Source organism: Salinisphaera orenii subsp. orenii MK-B5 (assembly GCF_003788635.1).
Taxonomy (GTDB): Bacteria; Pseudomonadota; Gammaproteobacteria; order Nevskiales; family Salinisphaeraceae; genus Salinisphaera; species Salinisphaera orenii.
The window spans coordinates 19,021-44,083 of the sequence record NZ_AYKH01000015.1 but is presented as its reverse complement, the minus strand read 5'-3'; the positions used below and the strand labels follow the sequence as shown (position 1 = coordinate 44,083).

23 protein-coding genes are annotated in these 25,063 nt (G+C 67.5%); 19 read left to right on the top strand and 4 right to left on the bottom strand.

The window, feature by feature from the left end; genetic code table 11:
* Nucleotides 1-190 precede the first annotated feature (190 nt).
* The 3 genes from gatB to gatC are packed head-to-tail and all read right to left on the bottom strand — an operon-like array spanning nucleotide 191 to nucleotide 3,389.
* On the bottom strand, nucleotides 191-1,642 hold the full coding sequence (gatB, locus tag SAOR_RS09210; protein ID WP_123631173.1) for an Asp-tRNA(Asn)/Glu-tRNA(Gln) amidotransferase subunit GatB: 1,452 nt from the start codon (nucleotides 1,640-1,642) through the stop codon (nucleotides 191-193).
* A complete protein-coding gene (gatA, locus tag SAOR_RS09205; protein WP_123631172.1) occupies nucleotides 1,639-3,105 on the bottom strand; it encodes an Asp-tRNA(Asn)/Glu-tRNA(Gln) amidotransferase subunit GatA in 1,467 nt (488 codons plus the stop codon). The genes gatB and gatA overlap by 4 nt, the downstream gene beginning before the upstream one ends.
* Nucleotides 3,102-3,389 carry an Asp-tRNA(Asn)/Glu-tRNA(Gln) amidotransferase subunit GatC gene (gene gatC / locus SAOR_RS09200; protein WP_123631171.1) on the bottom strand — a complete coding sequence of 96 codons (288 nt, stop codon included), beginning with the start codon at nucleotides 3,387-3,389 and terminating at the stop codon, nucleotides 3,102-3,104. The genes gatA and gatC overlap by 4 nt, the downstream gene beginning before the upstream one ends.
* 213 nt (nucleotides 3,390-3,602) lie before the next feature.
* Here gatC and SAOR_RS09195 point away from each other — a divergent pair, with 213 nt between their 5' ends.
* The 16 genes from SAOR_RS09195 to SAOR_RS09120 all read left to right on the top strand — a co-directional run bounded on the left by SAOR_RS09195 (nucleotide 3,603) and on the right by SAOR_RS09120 (nucleotide 17,617).
* On the top strand, nucleotides 3,603-4,643 hold the full coding sequence (locus SAOR_RS09195) for a rod shape-determining protein (protein WP_123631170.1): 1,041 nt from the start codon (nucleotides 3,603-3,605) through the stop codon (nucleotides 4,641-4,643).
* A gap of 240 nt (nucleotides 4,644-4,883) precedes the next feature.
* The gene (gene mreC, locus SAOR_RS09190; protein WP_123631169.1) at nucleotides 4,884-5,834 is read left to right on the top strand and encodes a rod shape-determining protein MreC; all 951 of its coding nucleotides are present in this window, start codon (nucleotides 4,884-4,886) and stop codon (nucleotides 5,832-5,834) included.
* Nucleotides 5,831-6,316 (top strand): rod shape-determining protein MreD, encoded by a 486-nt coding sequence (gene mreD / locus SAOR_RS09185; RefSeq protein WP_123631168.1) that lies wholly within the window; start codon nucleotides 5,831-5,833, stop codon nucleotides 6,314-6,316. The genes mreC and mreD overlap by 4 nt, the downstream gene beginning before the upstream one ends.
* 107 nt (nucleotides 6,317-6,423) lie before the next feature.
* Nucleotides 6,424-8,307: a penicillin-binding protein 2 gene (gene mrdA / locus SAOR_RS09180; RefSeq protein ID WP_123631167.1), complete on the top strand. Its 1,884-nt coding sequence runs from the start codon at nucleotides 6,424-6,426 to the stop codon at nucleotides 8,305-8,307.
* A complete protein-coding gene (gene rodA / locus SAOR_RS09175; protein ID WP_123631166.1) occupies nucleotides 8,304-9,425 on the top strand; it encodes a rod shape-determining protein RodA in 1,122 nt (373 codons plus the stop codon). The genes mrdA and rodA overlap by 4 nt, the downstream gene beginning before the upstream one ends.
* Nucleotides 9,422-10,420 carry a lytic murein transglycosylase B gene (gene mltB, locus SAOR_RS09170; RefSeq protein ID WP_123631165.1) on the top strand — a complete coding sequence of 333 codons (999 nt, stop codon included), beginning with the start codon at nucleotides 9,422-9,424 and terminating at the stop codon, nucleotides 10,418-10,420. Before rodA ends, mltB begins: the two co-directional genes overlap by 4 nt.
* Complete coding sequence (locus SAOR_RS09165) at nucleotides 10,420-11,385, top strand: septal ring lytic transglycosylase RlpA family protein (protein ID WP_123631164.1); 966 nt, start codon at nucleotides 10,420-10,422, stop codon at nucleotides 11,383-11,385. The genes mltB and SAOR_RS09165 overlap by 1 nt, the downstream gene beginning before the upstream one ends.
* Before the next feature lie 72 nt (nucleotides 11,386-11,457).
* The gene (locus tag SAOR_RS09160) at nucleotides 11,458-12,603 is read left to right on the top strand and encodes a D-alanyl-D-alanine carboxypeptidase family protein (RefSeq protein ID WP_123631163.1); all 1,146 of its coding nucleotides are present in this window, start codon (nucleotides 11,458-11,460) and stop codon (nucleotides 12,601-12,603) included.
* A 6-nt stretch (nucleotides 12,604-12,609) separates the two neighbouring features.
* The gene (locus tag SAOR_RS09155; protein WP_123631162.1) at nucleotides 12,610-13,473 is read left to right on the top strand and encodes a D-amino acid aminotransferase; all 864 of its coding nucleotides are present in this window, start codon (nucleotides 12,610-12,612) and stop codon (nucleotides 13,471-13,473) included.
* The gene (locus tag SAOR_RS09150; RefSeq protein WP_123631161.1) at nucleotides 13,466-13,735 is read left to right on the top strand and encodes a YbeD family protein; all 270 of its coding nucleotides are present in this window, start codon (nucleotides 13,466-13,468) and stop codon (nucleotides 13,733-13,735) included. Before SAOR_RS09155 ends, SAOR_RS09150 begins: the two co-directional genes overlap by 8 nt.
* A gap of 7 nt (nucleotides 13,736-13,742) precedes the next feature.
* Nucleotides 13,743-14,399 carry a lipoyl(octanoyl) transferase LipB gene (gene lipB, locus SAOR_RS09145; protein ID WP_123631160.1) on the top strand — a complete coding sequence of 219 codons (657 nt, stop codon included), beginning with the start codon at nucleotides 13,743-13,745 and terminating at the stop codon, nucleotides 14,397-14,399.
* Between the two features lie 34 nt (nucleotides 14,400-14,433).
* Complete coding sequence (locus SAOR_RS09140) at nucleotides 14,434-15,279, top strand: ABC transporter ATP-binding protein (protein ID WP_123592226.1); 846 nt, start codon at nucleotides 14,434-14,436, stop codon at nucleotides 15,277-15,279.
* The gene (gene mlaE, locus SAOR_RS09135) at nucleotides 15,276-16,061 is read left to right on the top strand and encodes a lipid asymmetry maintenance ABC transporter permease subunit MlaE (RefSeq protein WP_123592227.1); all 786 of its coding nucleotides are present in this window, start codon (nucleotides 15,276-15,278) and stop codon (nucleotides 16,059-16,061) included. Before SAOR_RS09140 ends, mlaE begins: the two co-directional genes overlap by 4 nt.
* Before the next feature lie 28 nt (nucleotides 16,062-16,089).
* Nucleotides 16,090-16,593, top strand: coding sequence for an outer membrane lipid asymmetry maintenance protein MlaD (mlaD, locus tag SAOR_RS09130; protein ID WP_123631159.1), 504 nt, complete (start codon nucleotides 16,090-16,092; stop codon nucleotides 16,591-16,593).
* A 74-nt stretch (nucleotides 16,594-16,667) separates the two neighbouring features.
* Complete coding sequence (locus SAOR_RS09125) at nucleotides 16,668-17,300, top strand: MlaC/ttg2D family ABC transporter substrate-binding protein (RefSeq protein ID WP_185015613.1); 633 nt, start codon at nucleotides 16,668-16,670, stop codon at nucleotides 17,298-17,300.
* Between the two features lie 2 nt (nucleotides 17,301-17,302).
* On the top strand, nucleotides 17,303-17,617 hold the full coding sequence (locus SAOR_RS09120; RefSeq protein WP_123631157.1) for an STAS domain-containing protein: 315 nt from the start codon (nucleotides 17,303-17,305) through the stop codon (nucleotides 17,615-17,617).
* 4 nt (nucleotides 17,618-17,621) lie between these two features.
* On the opposite strand, the gene SAOR_RS09115 is transcribed toward SAOR_RS09120, so the two are convergent.
* Nucleotides 17,622-19,637 (bottom strand): acetoacetate--CoA ligase, encoded by a 2,016-nt coding sequence (locus SAOR_RS09115; protein ID WP_123631156.1) that lies wholly within the window; start codon nucleotides 19,635-19,637, stop codon nucleotides 17,622-17,624.
* Between the two features lie 323 nt (nucleotides 19,638-19,960).
* Between SAOR_RS09115 and SAOR_RS09110 the strand changes: the two genes are divergently transcribed.
* The 3 genes from SAOR_RS09110 to SAOR_RS09100 are packed head-to-tail and all read left to right on the top strand — an operon-like array spanning nucleotide 19,961 to nucleotide 25,048.
* Entirely contained in the window at nucleotides 19,961-22,114 is a 2,154-nt protein-coding gene (locus SAOR_RS09110; protein ID WP_123631155.1) for a hydantoinase/oxoprolinase family protein, read from the top strand.
* Nucleotides 22,115-22,163: 49 nt separating this feature from the next.
* A complete protein-coding gene (locus SAOR_RS09105) occupies nucleotides 22,164-24,506 on the top strand; it encodes a hydantoinase B/oxoprolinase family protein (RefSeq protein WP_221179935.1) in 2,343 nt (780 codons plus the stop codon).
* Between the two features lie 41 nt (nucleotides 24,507-24,547).
* Nucleotides 24,548-25,048, top strand: a complete 501-nt coding sequence (locus SAOR_RS09100; RefSeq protein ID WP_123631154.1) for an acetone carboxylase subunit gamma — start codon at nucleotides 24,548-24,550, stop codon at nucleotides 25,046-25,048.
* The last annotated feature ends 15 nt before the right edge of the window (nucleotides 25,049-25,063 follow it).

Here is a 25,063-nt window from a genome sequence, read left to right as displayed (position 1 = left end):
AGCTCGACGCTGCCGGCCACGCCCACCGTCGCGGATCGGCCGGCAAGCCCGCACGGCGGCCGAGCCCGGACCGATGGAACCCGGCGTCCACCGAGCCCTGTCGGCAATCCGTGTGCAATCGGGCCCGTCTCGCGTACCCACTGTCATCGCGCGCCGTCGTCCGGCGCCGGGCAATACGCCTCGACGAAGGCTAGAGCGCGTCGAGCTTGGCGACGAGCATCCGATTGACGTCCTTGGGGTTGGCCTTGCCCTGCGAGGCCTTCATGACCTGGCCGACGAGATAGCCCACGATCTTGGTCTTGCCGTCGAGATACTGCTGCACCTGGTCCGGGTTGTCGGCGATGACCTGGTCCACATAGCCCTCGATGGCGCCGGTGTCGGTGATCTGCCGCAGGCCACGGGCCTCGATGATCGCGTCCGCGGACTCGCCCTCGCCGGCGAACAGTGCCTCGAAGACCTCCTTGCCGATCTTGCCGGAGATGGTGCCGTCGGCGACCCGCGCGATCAGGCCGCCGAGCTGGGACGGGCTCACCGGCGAGGCGTCCACGCCGCGGCCCTCGCGGTTCAGGGCACCGGAGAGATCGCCCATGATCCAGTTGGCCGCAGGCTTGCCCTGGCTCGCCGCGTCACCGCCGGCGGCGGCCACGGTGGCCTCGAAATAGTCGGCGAGCACACGCGACTGCGTCAGCGCCGCGGCGTCGTCGTCGCCCAGGCCGTAGTCGGCGACGAAACGCGCGCGCTTGGCGTCGGGCAGCTCGGGCAGGTCCGCGCGCTCGGCCTCGATGAAGTCGGCGTCGATCGCCACCGGCAGCAGGTCCGGATCCGGGAAGTAGCGGTAGTCGTGCGCCTCCTCCTTGCTGCGCATGCTGCGCGTCTCGTCGGCCTCGGGATCGTAGAGCCGGGTCTCCTGAACGACGGTGCCGCCGGATTCGAGGACGTCGATCTGGCGTTCGATCTCGAAGTCGATCGCCTTTTCCAGAAAACGGAAGGAGTTGACGTTCTTGGTTTCGGTCCGGGTGCCGAACTCGACGCTACCCGCCGGGCGGACCGAGACGTTGGCGTCGATCCGGAACGAGCCCTCGGCCATGTTGCCGTCGCAGATGCCCAGATAAGTCACCAGCGAGTGCAGCTTGCGGGCATAGGCCGCGGCCTCGGCCGCGCTCGTCATGTCGGGTTCGGAGACGCACTCTACCAGCGGCGTACCCGCGCGGTTGAGATCGATGCCGGTCTCGCGTTCATACGCCTCGTGCAGCGACTTGCCGGCGTCCTCCTCCAGATGCGCGCGGGTGATGCCCACGCGCTTGTCGCGGCCGGCCACGGTGATGTCCAGATGCCCGCCGGCAACGATCGGCAGCTCGTACTGGCTGATCTGATAGCCCTTGGGCAGGTCCGGATAGAAATAATGCTTGCGCGCGAACACCGACCGCGGCGCGATCGTGGCGTCGATGGCCAGGCCGAAGCGCGTGGCCATGCGGATCACGCCCGCGTTGATCACCGGCAGCACGCCCGGCAGCGCGATATCGACCGCGCTGGCCTGGGCGTTGGGCGCCGCGCCGTAGGCGGTCGGCGCGGTGGAGAATATCTTGCTCTGTGTGGCGAGCTGGATGTGGACTTCCAGCCCGATCACCGCTTCCCAGTTCATGGCGTTTCCTGCGACTCGTAGCCCGGCGGACGGCGCGTGTGCCAGTCAGTGGCCTGCTGGAAGGCATGGGCGGCGTTGAGCAGACGCCCCTCCTCGAACCACGGCGCGAGCAGCTGCAGACCCACGGGCAGCCCCTCGACAAAGCCGGCCGGCACCGACATGCCGGGCAGCCCGGCCAGACTGGCGGGCAGCGTGTAGACGTCGTTGAGATACATCGACACCGGATCGTCGAGCTTTTCGCCCAGCCGGAAGGCCGGCGCCTGGGTGACCGGCCCGGCGATCAGGTCGACGTCGGCGAAGGCGCGGGTGAAATCGTCGGCGATCAGCCGTCGCGTCTGCTGCGCCTTGACGTAGTAGGCGTCGTAGTAGCCGGCCGAGAGCACATAGGCGCCGACCATGATACGGCGCTGGACCTCGCGGCCGAAGCCCTCGGCCCGCGAGCGGCTGTAGAGATCGTCCAGATCGACCGGATCGGCGCAGCGGTGGCCGTAGCGCACGCCGTCGTAGCGAGCCAGATTCGACGAGGCCTCGGCCGGCGCGATCACGTAATAGGTCGATACCGCGAGATCGGTGTGCGGCAGCTCGATCTCGACGGGCTCGGCGCCGAGACCCTCGAGTTCCGCGATCGCCTTGTCGATGGCCGCGCGGCTGCCCGCCTCCAGGCCGTCGGCGAAGTACTGTTTCGGCAGCCCGATACGCAGGCCGCGGATGTTGCCGTCCAGGGCCGCGGCGTAGTCGGGCACGTCCCGCTCCACGCAGGTGGAGTCGCGCGCGTCGAAACCGGCCATGGCGCCGAGCACGTGGGCGCAGTCCTCGGCCGAGCGCGCGAAGCAGCCGCCCTGGTCGAGGCTCGAAGCGAAGGCGATCATGCCGTAGCGCGACACCCGGCCGTAGGTCGGCTTGATGCCGGTCACGCCGCACAGGGCCGCGGGCTGACGGATGGAACCGCCGGTATCGGTGCCGGTGGCCGCGGGCGCGAGCCCGGCGGCCACCGCGGCCGCGGAACCGCCGGAGGAGCCGCCAGGCACGTAGTCGCGGTTCCACGGGTTGCGCACCGGGCCGTAGTAGCTGGTCTCGTTCGACGAGCCCATGGCGAACTCGTCCATGTTGGCCTTGCCGAGCGTGACCGCACCGGCCGCGGCCAGACGCGCCACGGCGGTGGCGTCGTAGGGCGCGATGAAGTTGTCGAGCATGCGCGAACCGCAACTCGTCTTCACGCCCTCGGTGCAGAAGATGTCCTTGTGGATCAGCGGCAGGCCGGCCAGCGGCCCGTCCGCCGCGGTGCCGGCGTCGACGGCTTCGGCCTGGGCGCGGGCGCGCTCGGCACAGACGCTGATCAGCGTGTTGAGGTCGCCGTCGTGGCGCTCGATGCGCTCGAGATAGTGCGCGGCGATCTCGGCGGCCGAGATCTCACCTGCGGCGCGGCGCGCGACCAGCGACCGGATGCCGTTTTCGGCCGTCATTCGATCACCTTCGGCACGAGGTAGACGCCGTCGGCCACGGCCGGCGCGATCGCCTGGAAGGCGTCTCGCGTGGTCACCGGCACGGCCTCGTCGGGGCGCAGCCGGGCGGTCAGATCCAGCGGATGCGCCATCGGCTCAACGCCGTCGGTATCGACCTGCGCCAGCGACTCGAACACGTCGATGATGTTCGACAGTTCGCCGGCATGCTCGGCGATGCGCGCATCGTCGAGGCCCAGGCGCGCCAGCCGCGCCACGTTGCGTACCTGATCGTCGGTCAGACTCACGAGTGCTTGCCTGTCTTGGGTCTGTCGGTGAATGCCCGCGCACCGCAGCGCGGCGCATAAAACTAGCATAATTGACCGCTTGCCGAACCGCGGCGTTGCCGTGGCCCACCCCCGTTGCTAGCATTGCGCCCTTGACCGTGTCGCGCTCGAAGGCGCGACACGGCAGCGCGTGGCTGGCGCGCTGTATCGTACTTGCGCTCGGGTGCCCCTCTAATGCTGGAAAACTTTCGCGGCCTGTTCGTCAACGATCTATCGATCGATCTCGGCACGGCCAATACGCTGGTCTACGCCCGCGACCAGGGCATCGTGCTCGACGAACCGTCGGTCGTGGCGGTGCGCACCGATGCCCGCGGCGGCAAGCGTATCGAGGCGGTCGGCGCCGACGCCAAGCGCATGCTCGGGCGCACCCCGACCCATATCAGCACCATCCGGCCGCTCAAGGACGGCGTGATCGCCGACTTCACGGTCACCGAGAAGATGCTCCAGCACTTCATCCGCAAGGTGCACAAGAAGCGCTTCCTGCGGCCGATGACGCGGGTGCTGGTCTGTGTGCCCTACGGCTCGACCCAGGTCGAGCGCCGGGCGATCCGCGAATCGGCCTCCAACGCCGGCGCGCGCCGTGTGTATCTGGTCGAGGAGCCGGTGGCCGCGGCCATCGGCGCCGGCATCCCGATCAGCGAGGCCCGCGGCTCGATGGTGCTCGACATCGGCGGCGGCACCTCCGAGGTCGCGGTGATCTCGCTCAACGGCATCGTCTACGCGGAGTCGGTGCGCACCGGTGGCGACAAGTTCGACGAAGCGATCGTCAACTACGTCCGGCGCCAGTACAACATGCTCATCGGCGAGGCCACGGCGGAATCGATCAAGCACCAGATCGGCACCGCCTTCCCCGGCCACGAGGTCAAGGAGATCGAGGTGGTCGGCCGGCATCTCTCCGCGGGCGTGCCGCGCAGCTTCACGCTCAACTCCAACGAGGTGCTCGACGCCCTGCAGGAGCCGCTGTCCAACATCACCAGCGCGGTCAAGCTGGCGCTGGAGTCGACCCCGCCGGAGCTGGGCTCGGACGTGGCCGAACGCGGCATCGTGCTGACCGGCGGCGGCGCGCTGCTCGCCGATCTGGACAAGCTGATCTCCGAGGAGACCGGCCTGCCGGTGATCGTGGCCGACGATCCGCTGACCTGCGTAGCCCGCGGCGGCGGCATTCTGCTGGAGATGATCGACCGCAAGGCCGGCCAGGTCTTCGCGCTGGAATAGGCCCACTCGCGAGTTGCGCGGCGCCGCCGCGCGCCCCTATTCTTCACCGTCCATATTGCCGTTACCGTACGGCGGGGTACGCATGACGAGTACGCCGACGGACCGCAGACGTGCTGCCAGGACGCAGCCCCGGACGCTCATCTCCGCCGCCCGGCCCGGCGCGTGACGGAGGGTGCGCGATGTGCCGCGCCGGTGCGTCCGGCGTGCGGCGGCGACGGTTTCCAACGACACGGGCTTTAAGTGCGCGGATTCGCCGACGACGACGACAACAAGGGCCCCCTGCGCGGTCGCGGTGTCTCGCCGGGGATCAAGATCGTGGCGATCGCGATCGTCTCGGTCGTGCTGATGATGGTCGACAACGCGCACGATGCGCTCGCCCCGGTGCGCGGCACGCTCGCAATCGCGATGCAGCCGATCCAGATCGCCGCGGAGATGCCCGGTGACGTGGCCGACTACCTCGGCCGCTACTTCAACCGCGGCGAGCTGATCGAGGACAACGAGGCGCTCAACCGCCGGGTGTTGCTGCTGCGGGCGCGGCTGCAGCGGCTGGCCGCCCTCGAGGCCGAGAACGAACGCATCCGCGCCTTGCTCGCCTCGGCGAGTTCGCTGGATCAGAACGTGCTGATCGCTCGCGTGCTGTCGGTCACGCCCGACCCATACCGCCATCGCATCAAGCTCAACAAGGGCAGCGCGGACGGGGTCTTCAAGGGCCAGGCGCTGATCGACGCCAACGGCATCATGGGTCAGGTGACCGACGTCACCCCGCTCGATTCGCGCGCGATCCTGATCACGGACGCCAATCACGGCATTCCGGTGGAGATCAATCGCACCGGACTGCAGACGATCGCCCAGGGCACCGGCCGATCGAACGAACTGCGGCTGCCATTTCTGGCCAACAACGCGGATGTTCGGAACGGCGATCTGCTGGTCTCCTCGGGCCTCGGCGGCCGCTACCCGGCGGGCTATCCGGTCGGTCGGGTCCAGAATGTCGATCACAAGCCGGGTGACGAATTCCTGGACGTGGTCGCAGAGCCCGCGGCCCATCTCAACCGGGGCCGCGAAGTCCTGCTGGTGTGGACCAGTGACACCGGAGCGAAGGCGGAAAAGGCGAATGACGAGAAGCCGTCGGCTGACACGGCCGACGCGGCCGATGGCGCGAATCGGGCCGATGCCGGCAGCGACGATCGATGATCACCAATCATCACGTGAGCGGGTTGATGATCCTGTTCACGCTGGCGATCGGTCTGCTGCTCACGCTCCTGCCGCTGCCCGAGGCCCTGGCCGCGGCCCGGCCCGCCTTCTATCCGGCGACGGTGCTGTTCTGGGTGCTCATGCAACCGCTGCGCTTCGGCCTGGTCGCGGCCTGGGTCTGCGGCATTCTGATCGACGTCATCTACGGTACGCCCTTCGCCGAGCACGGCCTGGCGCTCGCGGTCGCTGCGTACCTGGTGGTCCAGATGCGCGAGCTGCTCTGGAGTTTTCCGCCGTGGCAGCAGAGTCTGCTGATCGCGCCGGCCATCGTGGCCTACGAGTTCGTACTGTTCTGGATCGACGGCGTCGCCGGCGCGGAAGTCAACCAGTGGTGGCGCTGGCTGCCCGTGCTGACGACGCCGCTGATCTGGCCTCTATGGACGTTTCTGCTGGAACGTATCGCAGAATTCGAGGTCGGATGATGATGACGTTGAAGTTTCGGCTCTAACCAACTGAGCCGGCGGACAAACGCCGTATTCAAGAATGTCTGCCCGAACGGGCGCAAGGGGACGGGAGCGCACATACCAGCATGGCCGCAGACGACGCGATCAAGGACCACGCCGCGGAGCGACGTCTGTTTGTCGTGCGCACGCTCGTCATCGGCACGGTGCTGGGCGTGATGGTGGCGACCCTGGTCGCCCGCGTGGCCTATCTGCAGGTCTACCGGCACGCCTACTACGAGACCCGCTCGCAGGACAACCGCATGCGAGTCCAGGTGATCCCGCCGGTGCGCGGGCTCATCTACGATCGCGACGGGGTCGTGCTGGCGGACAATCTGCCGGCTTATCGGCTCGAGATCGTGGCCGAGCAGGTCGAGGATCTGGATGCCACGCTGGACCGGCTGGGCGAGGTGGTCGAGATTCGCGAGGCCGATCGCCAACGCTTTCGAGATCGGCTGTCCAAGACGCCGGATTTTCGCGGCGTGCCCATTCGGATGAATCTCAGCCAGCGCGAGGTGGCACGATTCGAGGTCAACCGCGGGGCGTTTCCGGGGGTGGAGATCCGCGCCGGTCTGACGCGCCACTATCCGCTGGGCCGCGTGGCCGCGCACCTGGTCGGCTATGTCGGCGGCATCACCGCCGAGGATCTCAATCACGTCGACAACACGCGCTATCGCGGCTCCAATCACATCGGCAAATCCGGGGTCGAGTACAGCTTCGAGTCCCGTCTGCACGGCTATCCGGGCTCGCGCGTGGTCGAGACCAATGCCAGCGGCCGCGCGCTGCGGGAATTGGAAATGAACCGCCCCACGGCCGGCGAGAACCTCTATCTGACGGTCGACGCCCGCCTGCAGAGCGCGGCCTACGAGGCGCTGGGCGACCACGACGGCGCCGTGGTGGCGATGAGCCCGGAGACCGGGGGTTTACTCGCCATGGTCTCCAAACCGAGCTACGAGCCGGACCTGTTCGTGGACGGCATCAGCCATGACGATTACCGGCAGCTGACCAGCGATCCGCACATGCCGCTCTACAACCGGGCCATGCAGGGACGCTACCCGCCGGGCTCCACGATCAAGCCGGTCATGGCACTGGCCGGACTGGAGACCAACGCCGTCCCCGCGACGAAGAAGGTCTGGTGCCCCGGCTACATCACCCTGCCGGGCAGCGAGCGCCGCTACCGCGACTGGAAGCGGACCGGCCACGGCTGGGTGGACATGCGCGAGGCGATCTATCGCTCCTCCGACGTCTACTTCTACAAGCTTGCGCTCAAGCTCGGCATCGACAACCTGCATCGCTACGGTGCCATGTTCGGTCTGGGCAGCCCGACCGGCATCGACCTGCCGCGCGAATCCAGCGGCATCATGCCCTCCCGCGAATGGAAACGCGGTGCGCGCAGTCTGCCCTGGTACCCCGGCGAAACGCTGAACACAGTCATCGGTCAGGGCTTCATGACCGCCACGCCGCTGCAGCTCGCCCAGATGACGAGCCTGATCGCCGAGCGCGGGGCAGGCTATCAGCCGCATGTGCTGCGCGGCTGGAAGGCGCCCTCGGACGAGAGCTTCCAAAGCGCGCCGCCGCGGCCGCTCGAGCCGATCGAGCTCAAGGACCGCGATCACTGGCAGGTGGTCATCGACGGCATGGTCGATGTGGTCTCCGCGCCGCGCGGCACCGCGCACCATTATGTCGGCCAGAATCTCGACTATTCGATCGCCGGCAAGTCCGGCACCTCTCAGGTGGCGGGCCTGGCCCAGAACGAGGCAGCGCCGGACATCGAGGATGTGGAACGACGCTTTCGCGACCACGCCCTGTTCATAGCCTTCGCACCGGTGGAGGACCCGGAGATCGCGGTCGCAGTGGTCGTCGAGCACGGCGGCGGCGGCTCCAGCGTCGCCGGCCCCATCGCGCGTCAAGTCATCGACGCCTACCGCGCCGATCAACCGATGCTTCAGGCCAGCACGGAGACGCCGCAATGACCACGCAGACCGCGGCCAACGCCCCGTCGACACTCTCCGAGTGGCTGGTCTACTGGCGCATCGACCTGCAGCTGCTGGTAGCTCTGCTGTGTGGCGGCGCGGTCGGCCTGTTCGTGCTCTACAGCGCCTCCGGCCAGTCGACGACGCTGGTCCTCAACCAGGCGATCCGCTTCGGGATCGGCATCCTCGGCATGCTCATCATCGCCCAGATCCCGCCCGACTGGTTCCGCGTCGGTGCGCCCTGGCTGTTCGCGCTCGGTGTAGTGCTGCTCACGCTCGTGATCCTGATCGGCGACACCGCTATGGGCGCACAGCGCTGGCTGGACTTCGGCTTCATGCGGTTTCAGCCGTCGGAGATCATGAAACTGGCCGCGCCACTGGCGATCGCGGCCTATTTCCACGACAAGAGCCTGCCGCCGACGCTCGCCCGGGTCGCCGTCGCCGCGGCCATGATCGCCGTGCCCGCGGGCCTGATCGCCAACCAGCCGGACCTGGGAACATCGCTACTGATCTCGATCGCCGGCGCCTTCGCCATCTATTTCGCCGGTCTGCGCTGGCGCGTCATCCTCGTGCTCGCGCTGCTGGCCGCGGCCGCCGCGCCGCTGCTGTGGTTCAACATGCACGAGTACCAGCAGGCGCGGGTGCTGACGTTTCTCAACCCCGCGAGCGATCCGACCGGCGCCGGCTATCACATCTCCCAGTCCAAGATCGCGATCGGCTCGGGCGGGCTGTTCGGCAAGGGCTGGCTCAACGGCAGCCAGGCGCATCTGAACTTCCTGCCGGAGTCGGACACGGACTTCGTGTTCGCCGTCTTCGCCGAGGAGACCGGCCTGTTCGGCGTGATGGCGCTGCTCGCGCTGTACTGTTTCATCGTGGCCCGCGGTCTGTACATCGCCGCCAAGAGCCAGGACACCTTCCAGCGATTGGCCGCCGGCAGCCTGAGCCTGACGTTCTTCATCTACGTGTTCGTCAATATCGGCATGGTCGCCGGGCTGATGCCGGTGGTCGGCGTGCCCCTGCCGCTGATCAGCTACGGCGGCACCTCGATGGTGATCCTGCTCGCCTCCTTCGGCATCCTCATGTCCATCCACACCCACCGGAAGCTGCTCGCCACATGATTCGATCCATCGCTCTCATCACGCTGGCGCTGGCCGCCGCGCCCCTGCTCGCCGCGCCGGGCGGCAACTACGCCGAGCGCGAGGCCGGACGGGCCCTGCTCGAACGGCTGGAGGGCGTCGACGGCGTGAACATCGACGCCGCGCGCGCGCTCCTCGCCGAGGCCGAATACCAGCCGGAGATCGTCGAAAAGATGCGCACGCCCGCCGAACGCACGCTGACCTGGGGGGACTACCGGCCGATTTTCCTGCAGGCCGAGCGAGCCGCGCTCGGCGCCGACTATATCGCCGCGCATCGCGAGATCTTCGACCGCGTCGCCGACGAGACCGGCGTGCCGCCCCATATCGTCGCCGCGATCATCGGCGTGGAGACGAAATACGGCCGCGTGCTGGGCAACGACCGCGTGCTCGACGCGCTGGCCACGCTGGCCTTCGATTACCCGGAACGCAGTGACTACTTCACCCGCGAGCTCGAAGGTTTCATCCGGCTCTGCGTGGAGGAGTCGCTCGACTGCGACCGTGAGGTCGGCTCCTATGCGGGGGCTATGGGCCAGCCGCAATTCATGCCCTCCAGTTATCGCGCCTACGCGGTGGACGGCAACGACAACGGTCGGCGCGATCTCTGGGAAGAGCCCGCCGACATCATCGCCTCGGTGGCCAACTATCTCGCCGAGCACGGCTGGGAGCGCGACGCCCGCGTCGCCCTGCCCGCCTGGGTGGGCGACGCCGATCAGATCGACGGCATCGAGCGCAGCGAACGCGAACCGGCCTATCGCTGGGACGCGCTGCGCGGGCTCGGCATCCGGGTGGACGCGCCGCCGGCGGATGACGCCCGCGTGGGCCTGCTGGAGTTCGACGGCGCCCACGGCACCGAGTATTGGGTCGGGCTGAACAACTTCTTCGTGATCACGACCTACAACCACAGCCCGCTCTACGCCATGGCCGTCTACCAGCTCAGCCAGGAGATCGCGGCGGCCCGCCAGGACGCCGAAGGCTGATGCGTGGCGCGTGGATCCCGGCGACGGCGGTGCTGGCCGCTCTGATGCTGGCCGGCTGCGCGAGCACTTCCGGCCGGAGCACCGGCGGTTCGGCGGGCGGCGGTGGCGGCTACTATCAGAACGACGGTCCGCCCGAGAACGAGCGCATCGACCTCGACTCGATCGAGGATGCCGTGCCACGCGACGAGCCGAAATCCAAATACGGCAACCCGGCAAGCTACGAAGCACTCGGCAAGACGTACTACGTGCTGGAAAGCGCGGCCGGCTTTTCCCAGACCGGCCGCGCCAGCTGGTACGGGCGTCAGTTCCACGGCCGACGCACCTCTAGCGGCGAGGACTACAATATGTTCAAGATGACGGCGGCGCACAAGCGCCTGCCCATCCCGAGCTATGTCCGCGTCACCAATCTCGACAACGGCAAGCAGGCGATCGTGCGGGTCAACGATCGGGGACCCTTCCACGACGGCCGCATCATCGACCTGTCCTACGTCGCCGCGCGACGCCTCGGCGTGGTCAGGCGCGGCAGCGCGCCCGTGCGCATCGAGACCGTCACGCCGGCAAGCCTGCGCGCCGAACGCCGGGCGTCCGAGCCGCCCGAACGCACCGCGCAGCGAAGCACCACGCCCACGGCATCCGGCCCGCAGGATGACCGCCGCGCGGCCGCATCCACGAGTGCTTCCGGCTCCCCCGGCCGCGCGATTCCGGTTGCCGACGGCCCGCCGTCAAGCCGCCGGAGCCCGCGCCTGTATCTCCAGGCCGGCGCCTTCGGCGAGGCCGCCAACGCGGACCGGTTGCGCACGCGCCTCGAAGCCGCCGGTTTCGAGCGCGTGTCGATCATCGAACCGAGCGCGGCCACACCCCTGTATCGCGTGCGCGTCGGCCCCTTCGACGATCCGCGCCGCCGCCGCTCGTCCCAGCGAATCCTGACCCAACACGGCTTCGCCGCGCGCGCGGTCGAACGTTAGCCCGCAGCCGATCCACGCGATAAACTCCCGCGTCGCCGGCCCAGTCACTCTCATGCCACCGAGTCGAAGTCGATGCACCACGCCACTCGCCTTTTCTTTGCCGTTGTTCTGCTGTTCGTCGCCACGCCGGTACTGGCCGCCTCGCTGCCGATCCCGGACCCCCCGAACCTGGAGGCACGCAGCTACATTCTCGTGGATTTCGATTCCGGACAGGTCCTGGCGGCCAAGAACGCGGAAAAGGCGATCGAGCCCGCCAGCATCACGAAGCTGATGACGACCTACATCCTGTTCGACGAGATCGACCAGGGCAACATCGCCCTCGACGACCAGGTCACGATCAGCGAGAAGGCCTGGAAGATGGGCGGCTCGAAGATGTTCATCGAAGTCGGCGACCAGGTCAGCGTGGACGATCTGCTGCACGGCATGATCACCTCCTCGGGCAACGATGCGACCGTGGCCCTGGCCGAGTACGTGGCCGGTACCGAATCCTCCTTCGCCGACTACATGAACCAGTACGCGCAGGATCTCGGGCTGACGGAAAGTCACTTCGTCGACGCCAGCGGCTGGCCGCACGAGGACCACGTGATGAGCGCCCACGACATCGCGCGCCTGCTGGGCGCCATCGTGCGCGACTTCCCCGACCTCTACGACCAGTACTTCCATCAGAAGAAGTTCACCTACGCCGGCATCGAGCAGTACAACCGCAACTCGCTGCTGTGGTCCGACGACAGCGTCGACGGCGGCAAGACCGGCCATACCGAATCCGCCGGCTACTGCCTCGCGGTGACCGCCAAGCGCGACGACATGCGGCTGGTCTCGGTGGTCACCGGCACGGATTCGAACAACGCCCGCAAGTCGCAGAGCCAGGCACTGCTGAACTACGGCTTTCGTTTCTACGAGAGCGGCCAGCTGTTCGATGCCGACACGCAGATCTCCGAGATCCGCGTCTGGAAGGGCGACGAAACCATGTTGCCGGTGGTCGCCGACGGCGCGGTCCACGTGGCCTACCCGCGCGGCAAGCGCGACGAGCTGTCCACCAGCGCCGAGCTGCCGTCCAACCTGAGCGCGCCGGTCAAGGACGGCGAGCGCCTGGGCACCCTGCACGTCAAATACGGCGACGAGACCCTGGCGGAAGTGCCGCTCTACGCCGGCCAGGCCATCGCCGAGGGCGGCATCATCCGCCGCCTGACCGACGAAGTCATGATGATGTTCGAGTAGGCCGCCATGCGCACCGACACCGCCCCCGACACCGCCTGGGTCAACGGCCGCTTCCTGCCGCTCGCGGATGCGAGCGTGTCCGTGCTGGACCGCGGCTTCCTGTTCTCGGACAGCGTCTACGAGGTGATTCCGGTCTATGCCGGGACCCCCTTTCGCATGGACGACCACCTGCAGCGGCTGGCCCGCAGTCTCGACGCCCTTGGGATCGCCGACCCGCACGGCATTGACGGCTGGCGGGCACTGCTCGCCGAACTCGTCGAGGTCAACGGCGGCGGTGATCTCGCGATCTATCTGCAGGTGACGCGCGGCGCGCCATCGCGCCGCGATCACCGCATCCCGCACGACGTCGAGCCCACGGTCGTCGCCTTCTGCCAGACCCGTGCCGCGCCCGACCCCGAGGCCCTGGCCGCGGGCCTGGCGGCGATCACCACAGACGACACGCGCTGGCGCGACTGTCACATCAAGTCGACCTCGCTGCTGGCCAACGTGCTGGCCGCGGACGCCGCCCGGGCCGAGGGCGCGACCGAGGCGATCCTGGTGCGCGACGGCGCCGTACTGGAGGGCACATCCTCCAACGTGTTCGCCGTGATCGACGGCCGCCTGGTCACGCCGGCGCTGCGGCCCACCATCCTGCCGGGCATCACCCGCGGGGTGGTGCTCGGGATCGCGCGCGCCCAGGCACTGGACCACGCCGAGGTGGATACACTCACCCCCGAGGCGCTGCGCGCCGCCGAGGAGGTCTGGATCACGTCGTCGACGCGCGAGATATTCCCCGTGACCCGGCTGGACGGCGCCAGCGTGGGCGACGGTGTGCCCGGGCCGCTCTGGACGCGGGTCCGCGGCTGGCTGCAGGCTGGACTCCATGACTGACGACCGCGAGACGCTGCTCGAATTCCCCTGCCGGTTCCCCGTCAAGGCCTTCGGCCGGCAGGGCGAGGGCTTCGAGGCGGTCGTCCACGACCTGCTCAAGCCCCATGTGCCCGAACTCACCCACGCCGATCTGTCGCGGCGCGAGAGCAGCGGCGGCCGTTTCGTGTCCGTGACCGCGCACATCACCGCCCAGAGCCAGGCGCAGCTGGACGCGATCTATGCGGCGCTGACCGCGAGCGACGACATCGTCATGGCGCTGTGAGCCGTTCGTGAGCTCGCCACCGCTGGCTATCCGCCGCTACGGCTGGACCCCGCTGGCCTATCGCCCCGTATGGCACCGGATGCAGGCCTACACCGACGAGCGCGGGCCCGGCACGCCTGACGCGCTGTGGCTGCTCAACCACGCGCCGGTGTTCACCCAGGGCAAGAACGGCCGCCCGGAGCACGTGCTGGCACCGGGCGACATCGAGGTCGTGCCCATCGATCGCGGCGGCCAGGTGACCTATCACGGGCCCGGCCAGATCATGGCCTATCTGATGCTGGATCTGCGCCGGCACGGCATCGGCATCCGCAGCCTCGTCAGCGCGCTGGAGAACGCCGTGATCGCCACGCTGGCCGGCTACGGCATCGCCGCCCGCGCCGAACCCGATGCCCCCGGCGTCTATATGGACGGCGCCAAGATCTGTTCGGTGGGCCTGCGCGTGCGCCGCGGCGCGAGCTATCACGGCCTGGCGCTGAACGTGAACATGGACCTGGAGCCCTTCTCGCGCATCGATCCCTGCGGCTATCACGGCCTGACGATGACCCAGATCGCCGATCTCGGCGGGCCCGGCGATCTGGACCGGGTGGCCGACGATCTCGGCGCCCAGCTCTGCATCGCCCTCGGGATCAACGACGTAGAGCACGGGTCCGGCGTTCCCATCTGATAGGCTTGCGCGCAAGTTCCGCGCGTGACGGCTCATGACTCCAGAGACTCCCGGGCCTGCGCGGCCCCGTGACAACAGCGATCTCCTCGTCGAGGTGCGCGATCTGCACTTCGCGATCGGCGCGCACGTGATCTACGACGGCGTCGACGTGGACATCGCGCGCGGGCGCATCACCGCGATCATGGGCCCCAGCGGCACCGGCAAGACCACCCTGCTGCGGCTGATCAGCGGCCAGTGGCGCGCGGCGCGCGGCTCGGTGCGCTTCGACGGCGCCGAGGTCGCCCGCATGTCGCAGCGCGAACTGTTCGAACAGCGCAAGCGCATGGGCATGCTGTTCCAATCCGGGGCGCTGCTCACCGACCTGTCGGTCTACGACAATGTCGCCTTTCCACTGCGCGAGCACACGCGGCTGCCCGAACGCCTGATCCGCGACATCGTGCTCATGAAACTCGAGGCCGTGGGCCTGCGCGGCGCGCGCGGGCTGTACCCGGCCCAGCTGTCGGGCGGCATGGCCCGGCGCGTGGCGCTGGCGCGGGCGATCGCCCTCGACCCCGAGATGATCATGTACGACGAGCCGTTCGCCGGCCAGGATCCGATCTCGATGGGCGTGCTGCTGCGGCTGATACGGCGTCTGAACGACGTGCTCGGCCTGACCGCCATCGTGGTCAGCCACGACGTCAAGGAGACGCTGGGCATCGCCGACTACGTCTACGTGATCTCGGACGCCACGGTCATCGACCACGGCACGCCCGACGATATCCGCAACTCGCGCTCCGACTGGGTGCAGCAGTTCATTCACGCGGAGGCCGACGGGCCGGTGCCCTTCCATTATCACGGCGCGCCCTACGCCGACGAGCTGCTCACGGGAGAGCGCGGATGAGCGACGTCCGGGCCATCGTCCACACCGCCACCGACTGGATCGCCGAACTCGGCCGGGCGGCGCTCTTTCTCGTGCGCATCCTGCGCAATCTGCCGTCGCTGGTGACCAAGCCGCGGCTGCTGGTCGAGCAGATTTATTCGGTGGGCGTGCTCTCACTGGTGATCGTGGTCGTGGCGGGCGTGTTCGTGGGCATGGTGCTGGCCCTGTCCGGCTATCGGCTGCTCGTGGATTTCGGCGCGGAGGAGGCCCTCGGCACCTCGGTCGCGCTGGTCGTGGTACGCGAACTCGGCCCCGTGGTCACCGGCCTGCTGTTCGCCGGCCGTGCCGGCAGCGCGCTGGCCGCCGAGATCGGCCTGATGAAGGCCACCGACCAGCTGTCCGGCATGGAGATGATGGCGGTGGACCCGGTGCGCCGGATCGTGGCGCCGCGCTTCGCCGCGGGCGTGATCGCCCTGCCCCTGCTCACCGCCATCTTCTGCGTGATGGCGATCGGCGCGGGCGGCGGCTACTTCGTCGGCGTCGACATGCTGGGCGTGGACGCCGGCTCCTACTGGAGCGGCATCCAGTCCAACGTCGATTTCGGCGGCGACATCATCAACGTGTTTCTCAAAAGCGGCGTGTTCGGCGCCATCGTGACCTGGGTCGCGGTCTATCAGGGTTATCATGCGCCCCCCACCTCGGAGGGCGTGTCGCGGGCGACGACCAATACGGTCGTGATCGCCTCGCTCGCCATCCTCGGCGCCAATCTCATGCTGACCGCCGTGCTGTTCGGCGGCAACTAGCCTGCTCGGCGGAAATCAGGATCAGTCTATGCAGTCTCGTGCAGTGGAAATACTCGTCGGCTTCTTCGTGTGCCTCGGGATCGCGGCGATCTTCATCCTCACCATGCGCGTCAGCAACCTGACCGATACCAGCGGCATCGACGGCTATACCGTCACCGCGGCCTTCAACGACATCGGCGGCCTCAACGAGGGATCGCCGGTCAATATGGCCGGGGTGCGCATCGGTCGCGTGGCCGACATCACGCTGGACCAGCAGACCTATCAGGCGGTGGCCACGCTGCGCATCGACGAGCGCTACAAGATTCCGCGCGACTCCGACGCCCAGATTCTGACGTCGGGCCTGCTCGGCGAACAGTATGTCGGCGTCGGCCCCGGCGGCGCCATGAAGAACATGGAGGACGGCGACCGCTTCATCATCACCCAGAGCGCGGTCGTGCTGGAACAGCTCATCGGCCAGTTCATGACCAGCATGGGCGCCGGCGATGCCGGCTCGCGCGGCGCCCCCGCACCGGACAACGAGTCGGCTCCGTGACGCGATCGATTCAGGCCGGATTAATGCCGGCCGATCGAGACTTGCGCCCAATCACCCCCAGAGTGAAATCCGCCATGATGCGAACCCCCCGCACCCCCTTGCTCAAGCGCCTGTTGCAGGTGATGGCGCTGTCGCTTCTGCTGCCGGCGATTGCGCTCGCCGCCCCGAAACCGCCGGAGGAGCTGGCGCGCGAGACCGTGCAGACGATTCTCGACAGCATGGAGGGCCGTCGCGACGAGCTGCGCCAGAACCCGCAGGAACTCTACACGCTGATCGAGCAGGAACTGGTGCCGCTGGTGGACATGGAATACATGTCGCAGCTCGTGCTCGGCCGCGCCTGGCGTACCGCCTCGCCGGAGCAGCGCGAGCGCTTCCAGGAGGCGTTCCAGAACATGCTGATCCGCACCTACGGCAACGGCCTGCTCAGCTTCCAGGACCAGCAGCGCATCGAGTACCTGCCGGTCCGCGGCGACGACGACGCCGAGGACATCACCTTCCGTGCCCAGATCACGGATGACCAAGGCGACAAGGTGCCGGTGAGCCTGCAGATGCACGTGGTAGACGGCGAATGGAAGATCTACGACGGCAGCGTCGGCAATCTGTCGTTCGTGACTAACTACCGCGGCCAGTTCAACTCGCAGATCCGCAACGGCGGCCTGGAGTCGCTCATCGAGCGCATGGAAGCCCGATACAACTCGGACGGCTGAACATGGGCGAGACGGGCGACGCCACCGCCGCAGTATCGGGCGAGCTTGACGCCGAGACCGCACCGCGGCGCCTGCGCGACTCGGAACACTGGTTCGACCGCGGCGCGGAGACGGTCATCGACCTGTCCGGCGTGACTCGGGTCGACAGCGCCGGCGTCGCCCTGCTGCTGGCCTGGGTGCGCGATGCGCGCGCGGCCGGTGCGAGCCTGCGCTTCGTCAACGCACCGGCGCAGATGCGCGCCATCATCGATTTCTGCGCCCTCAACGACGTCATCCCGGTGGGCGAGCCGCTCGCGGCGACGCAGCCGCGCGGTTGACGACTCAGGCGCCGGCGCCGCCCGGTCCGCCGGCGGGAATCTCCAGCGCCTCGATCGCCGCGATGTCGGTCAGCGATTCCGGATTGGCGATGGCGCCGGTGTTGTCGACCGTCGCGCCGCGCAGGAGCTTGGCCACGGCCACCTCGACCTTCTTGCCGCTGCGCGTGTAGGGCAGCGCCGCCACCGGCACGATCAGCCCGGGCACGTGGCGCGGGCTGGCGTGCTCGCGCAGCCGGCGACGGATGGTGGCCGCCAGCGTGTCGTCGAACTCGTGGCCCGGATTGAGCACCACCAGCATCACGATGCGGCTGTCCTCGCCGCGCGGCTGGGCCACGACCATGGCGTCGGCGATGGCCTCCAGCGGCTCGACCTGACGATAGATCTCGGCGGTGCCGATGCGGATGCCGCCCACGTTGAGAGTGGCGTCGCTGCGCCCGTAGATGATCGCGCCGCCCTCGGCGGTGAACAGGATGTAGTCGCCGTGCGCCCAGACGCCGGCAAAGGTGTCGAAATAGGCCGCGCGATAACGGCTGCCGTCCGGATCGTTCCAGAACTTCACCGGCATGGACGGCACGGGCTGGGTGCAGACCAGCTCGCCGCATTCGTCGATCACCGCCTCGCCCTCGTCGTTGAAGGCGTGGGCGTCGATGCCGAGCAGGCGGCACTGGATCTCGCCCCGGCGCACGGGCAGCAGCGGGCAACAGCCGACAAACGACGACACCAGATCGGTGCCGCCGGAGATCGAGCCCAGCAGCACGTCCGAGCGCACGGCCTCGTACACCCAGTCGAAGTCCGGCGGCAACAGCGGCGAGCCGGTGGACAGCAGCACGCGCAGTGCCGACAGGTCGTGATCGCGGCCGGGCGCGAGATCGGCGTTGCGGCAGCCGGCGAGAAACTTGGCACTGGTCCCGAAATGGGTGATGCCCTCGCGCTCGGCCAGCGCCCACAGCACGTCCAGATCGGGATGGCCCGGATTGCCGTCGTAGAGCACCAGCGTCGCGCCGGTGAGCAGGCCCGAGACCAGCCAGTTCCACATCATCCAGCCGCAGGTGGTGAAGTAGAAGAAGACATCGTCGCGATGAATGTCGGCGTGCAGCAGCAACTCCTTGCTGTGCTGCATGAGCGCGCCGCCGGCGCCGTGGACGATGCACTTGGGCACGCCCGTGGTGCCGGACGAGAACAGGATGTAGACCGGCTGCTCGAAGTCCAGCGCGACGAATGACGGCTGTGCGCCGCGGCCGGCCGCCAGCGCCGCGTCCCAGGATACGAAGCCGTCACGACTGTTCAGCTCGGGAGTCTGATCGCCGTTGGCCGTCACGATCACGGTCTCGATCGACGGGATCCGCTCGCACACCGCCGCGGCATGGTCGATGCGTTCGAAGTCCTTGCCGCCGTAGCGGTAGCCGTCGACCGTGATCAGCACGCGCGGCTCGATCTGCGCGAAGCGATCGACCAGGCCGCCGACACCGAAATCCGGCGAGGCCGACGACCAGATCGCCCCCATGCTGGTGCAGGCCAGCATCGCGACGATGGGCTCGTGGGTGTTGGCGACGATGCCGGCCACGCGATCGCCCGGCTGCACGCCCACCGAGCGCAGATAGGCCTCCATCGCCCCCACCTGCGTCAGTAGCTCGCCGTAGGACAGCCGCACCTCGGCCCGCGATTCGGATACGCCGACGACGGCGGTTCGCCCGGGGTCGCCGTCGATGGCCTCGCGCAGCAGATTCTCGGCGAAGTTCAGCCGCGCGCCCTGGAACCAGTGCGCGCCCGGCATCTCGCGGGTATCGAGTACGCGATCCGGACCACGCTCGGCGCGCACGCCGGTGTAGTCCCAGATGCTGCGCCAGAAATCCTCGAGCGCATCCACCGACCATCGATGCAGCGCGGCGTAGTCGTCGAAGCTGCCGTATCCCTGACGCTCGAGCCAGCGCATGTAATCGAACATTATCGAGCTCGAGACGGCCTGTTCGCTGGGCCGATACATTACGGGCGCTTCGCTGTCCACGACATTCTCCTCCATGACGTTTCGGCGCACTTTGTCAGGTTCCGAAAAAAAATGCTAACGCGTCGCCAAAGTCATACTTTGTGTAGCGCTCGGCCGCCGGGCCGAGCGCTACACATCGGTCATAGCGTTATGCAACACCCTGTTTCATGACGAAACACATACCGATACGAGCGCTTCGACGGCCATCTTTCGATAAATAAATCCTCAACTGGCCCCGTTTCAATGCATTGGACCGCATCCGCGGCCATTCGAGCGGCCTTCGCTGACGCCCTGGCATAGCCGTTGCCCCTGCCCTGATTGCCAAGAACCAAACAGGCAATCACAAGGAGGAGAACCCGATGGTTGCAACAGCCAATGAAGGGCCGCAGGTGTTGGGCATCGATGCCGGCGGCACGATGACCGATACCTTCTTCGTCAACCGCACCGGCGACTTCGTGGTCGGCAAGGCCCAGACCACGCCCGACGACGAGTCGATCGGTCTGCTGGAATCCAGCGCCGACGCGCTAGCCAACTGGGACATGGCCGTCGACGACGGCTTTTCGTCGCTGCGTACCGGCGTGTATTCCGGCACCGCCATGCTCAACCGCGTGGTCCAGCGCAAGGGCCTGGAATGCGGCCTGATCGTCAACGCCGGGATGGAGGATTTTCACCGCATGGGCCGGGCCATCCAGTGCTATCTCGGCTATGCCTATGAAGATCGCATCCACCTGAACACCCATCGCTACGACAAACCGCTGGTGCCGCGCGAGCGCACCCGCGGCGTAGTCGAGCGCATCGACATGATGGGCAACGTCGTCATTCCCCTGCGCGAGTACGGCGCCCGCGCGGCGGCGCGCGAGCTCATCGCGCTCGGGGTCAAGGGCATCGCCATCAGCCTGCTGCATTCCTACAAGAATCCCACGCACGAGCGTCGGGTGCGCGACATCGTGCAGGAAGAGATCGACGCCGCCGGCGTGCAGATTCCGATCTTCGCCTCTGCGGATTACTACCCGATGCGCAAGGAGTCGCACCGGACCAACACCACCATTCTGGAAGCCTATGCGGCCGAGCCGTCGCGCCAGACCCTGGCCAAGATCAGCACCGCCTTCGAAAAACAGGGCGCGCAGTTCGACCTGCGGGTGATGGCGACCCACGGCGGCACCATTTCGCGCAAGGCCAAGGAGCTGGCGCGCACCGTGGTTTCCGGGCCGATCGGCGGCGTCATCGGCGCCAAGTACCTGGGCGAGCAGCTCGGCTACAAGAACATCGTCTGTTCGGACATCGGCGGCACCTCCTTCGACCTGGCGCTGATCACCAAGGGCGACGTCACCATCCGCAACGACCCCGACATGGCCCGGCTGGTGTTGTCGCTGCCGCTGGTCGCCCTGGACTCGGTCGGCGCCGGCGCTGGCAGCTTCGTACGCCTCGACCCCTATACCAAGGCCATTCACCTGGGCCCCGACAGCGCCGGCTATCGGGTCGGCGTGTGCTGGGCCGACAGCGGCATCGAGACGGTCACGATTTCCGACTGCCATCTGGTGCTCGGCTATATCAACCCGGACAACTTCCTGGGCGGCCAGGTCAAGCTCGACCGCCAGCGCGCGGTCGACGCCGTCAGAGAGCAACTGGCCGAACCGCTCGGCCTGTCGGTCGAGGACGCCGCGGCGGGCGTCATCGAGCTGCTGGATTCGAGCCTGCGCGACTACATGCGCTCGATGGTCTCGGCCAAGGGCTACAGCCCGGCGAGCTTTACCTGCTTTTCCTACGGCGGCGCCGGCCCGGTGCACTGCTACGGCTACACCCAGGGGCTCGGCTTCGAGGACGTGGTGGTACCCGCCTGGGCCGCCGGTTTCTCGGCCTTCGGCTGCGCGGCGGCAGATTTCGAATACCGCTACGACAAGAGCCTCGACATCAATATCGCGCCGGATGCCAGCGAAGATCAGCAGACCGAGGCCGCGCACACCCTGCAGTCGGCCTGGAACGAGCTCACCGAGAACGTGCTGCACGAATTCGAGGTCAACGGCTTCGCCCGCGACGATGTCCGCCTGCAGCCGGTGTTTCGCATGCAGTATCGCGGTCAGCTCAACGATCTGGAAATCGAATCGCCGATCGCCGAGATCGACAGCGCGGCCGGCTGGCAGCAGTTGGTCGATGCGTTCAACGCCCACTACGCCGAGGTCTATGCCGCCTCGGCCCGCTCGCCGGAGCTGGGCTATTCGGTTACCTCTGCGGTCATGCGTGGCCTGGTGGAGATTCCCAAGCCCAACATCCCCAAGGACCCGATCGCCGGCAAGACGCCGCCGGCGGCAGCCGAAACGGGCACACGCAAGTTCTATCGCAACAAGGAATGGGTGGACGCCCGCCTGTTTCACATGGAGTCGCTCGAGCCGGGCAACCACATCGTCGGACCGGCGGTGATCGAGTCCGACGCCACCACCTTCGTTGTGCCCAAGGGCATGGAAACCTGGCTGGACGAGCATCGCCTGTTTCATCTGCGCGACGTCCCGGCCTGAAACCAACGTTCGACGAGCGTTTCCAATCATTGCGTGCAAGGAGATCGACATGACAACCCAAACCAAGAAAGTCACCCCGATGCAAGAAGACACCGCAGCCGGCATCGTGCGCGGCGGCGAAACTCTGAAAGCGCACCGCGACCGCATCCTGAAGGCCACCCGCGACAGCGGACACTATGCCGGGCTGACCCACTGCGAGCTGCGTGAAACCCAGCCCATCCACTACAACAAGCTGTTCTCGCGGCTGCGCGCCGGCGTGGTCGACGCCCGCGAGACCGCCAAGAAGATCGCGGCCTCGCCGATCGTGGAGCAGGAAGGCGAGCTGTGTTTCTCGCTGTACAACGCCGCCGGCGACTGCATCCTGACCTCCACCGGCATCATCATCCATGTCGGCACCATGGGTGCGGCGATCAAGTACATGATCGAAAACGGCTGGGAGGAAGATCCCGGTGTCGCCGCCGGCGACGTGTTCTGCAACAACGACTGCCTGACCGGCAACGTCCACCCCTGCGACATCCACACCATCGTGCCCATCTTCTGGGAAGGCGAGTTGATCGGCTGGGTCGGCGGCGTCACCCACGTGATCGACACCGGCGCGGTCGGCCCGGGTTCGATGACCACCGGCCAGGTCCAGCGTTTCGGCGACGGTTACCAGATCACCTGCCGCAAGATCGGTACCAACGACAAGCTGCACCGCGACTGGCTGCACGAAAGCCAGCGTATGGTCCGCACTACCCGCTACTGGATGCTCGACGAGCGCACCCGGCTGGCCGGCTGCCACATGATCCGCAAGCAGGTCGAGGAAATCATCGCCGACGAGGGCATCGACGCCTACTGGGCCTTCGCCTACGAGGCGATCGAGCACGGCCGCACCGGCCTGCAGAATCGCCTGCGCGCGATGACCATCCCGGGCAGGTACCGCCAAGTCGGGTTCGTGGACGTGCCCTACAGCCACGAGGACGTGCGCGTGCCGTCGGACTTCGCCAAGGTCGACTCCATCATGCACACGCCCTCGGAGATCGAGATCCGGCGCGACGGCAGCTGGCGCCTGGATTTCGAAGGCAGCAGCCGCTGGGGTTGGCACACCTACAACGCCCACCAGGTGACGTTCACCTCCGGCATCTGGGTGATGATGACGCAGACCCTGATCCCGACCGAACTGATCAACGACGGTGCGGCCTACGGCACCGAGTTCCGCTTGCCCAAGGGCACCTGGATGAACCCGGACGACCGCCGCGTCGCCTTCGCCTATGCCTGGCATTTTTTGGTGTCGTCCTGGACCTCGCTGTGGCGCGGCCTAAGCCGGGCCTATTTCGGCCGCGGCTTTCTCGAGGAAGTCAACGCCGGCAACGCCAACACCTCGAACTGGCTACAGGGCGGCGGCTTCAACCAGTACGACGAGATCCACGCGGTCAACTCCTTCGAGTCGGCCGCCGAGGGCGTCGGTGCCATGGCCCTGCGCGACGGCTTGAATCACGCCGCCGCGATCTGGAACCCGGAAGGCGACATGGGCGACATGGAGATCTGGGAACTGGCCGAGCCGCTGATCTATCTCGGCCGCAAGGTAAAAACCAACAGCGGCGGCTACGGCAAGTACCGCGGCGGCTGCGGCTACGAAACCCTGCGCATGGTCTGGAACGCCAAGGACTGGACCATGTTCTTCATGGGCAACGGCCACATGGTCTCCGACTGGGGGCTGATGGGCGGTTATCCCTCGGCCGCGGGCTATCGCTTCGCCGCCCACGATACCCAGCTCAAGCAGGCGATCGCCGACGGCGCCGAGCTGCCGCTGGGCGGTGACCGCGATCCGGACCAGACCGCCTGGGACGCCCTGCTGCCCGACAGCGCGCGTATCAAGCGCGACAAGCAGGCGATCACCACCGAGGAGATGTTCTCGGACTACGATCTCTACCTGAACTACCTGCGCGGCGGCCCGGGCTTCGGCGATCCACTGGAGCGCGCCCCGCAGGCGGTGGCCGACGACGTCAACGGCGACTATCTGCTCGCCCGCTTCGCCGACAGCGCCTACGGCGTCGTGCTCGCCTGCGACAACGACGGCCATTATACGGTGAACACCGCGGCCACCGAGCGTCGCCGCGAGCAGATCCGCCAGGAGCGTCTGGATAGAGCGCAGCCCACCCGCGACTGGATGGCGGGCGAACGCGACAAGATCCTGGCCAAGCAAGGCGCCGAGGACCACGTCAAGCAGATGTTCGCGTCCTCGTTCCGGCTCGGGCCGCGCTTTTACGAACAGTTCAAGACGTTCTGGTCGCTGCCCGAGGACTGGACCCTGACCGAAGAGGAACTGGACCGGCCCAGCTACGGCGCCCACTACGCCATGGACATCAGCGAGCTGCCGGACGTCCATCCCGTGATCCTGGTCGAGGAATAACCACCCCGGCACCGCCGTTCATACCAAGGAGGAGATTCATCATGGCCTACACCCGCCAGAAAATCAGCGAGCTCGTCGACGGCACCATCGACGACGAGACGCTGCACACCATGCTGTCGTCGCCCAAGGACACGGAGCGCTTCGAGCTGTACATCGACGTGCTGCAGGAACGCATGCCCTGGGACGACCGCATCATCCTGCCCTACGGGCCGTCGCTGTTCTGCGTGCAGAAAAGCGATACACGGCAATGGGTGATCCGCTGTCGCTGCGGCCACGATTTCTGCGATCAGTCCGACAACTGGAAGCTGCACGCGCTCATCCACGTCCGCGACACGCCCGAGCTGATGGAAGAGCTCTACCCAGGCCTCATGGCCCCGTCGTCCAACTGGCAGGTGCTGCGGGAGTATTTCTGCCCGCAGTGCGCCACCCTGCACGACGTCGAGGCACCCACGCCGTGGTATCCGGTCATACACGACTTCGAACCGGATATCGAGGCCTTCTATCGGGACTGGCTCGGCCTGGAAGTGCCCGAGCGGGCCTAGACTGCCGGCGCCCAC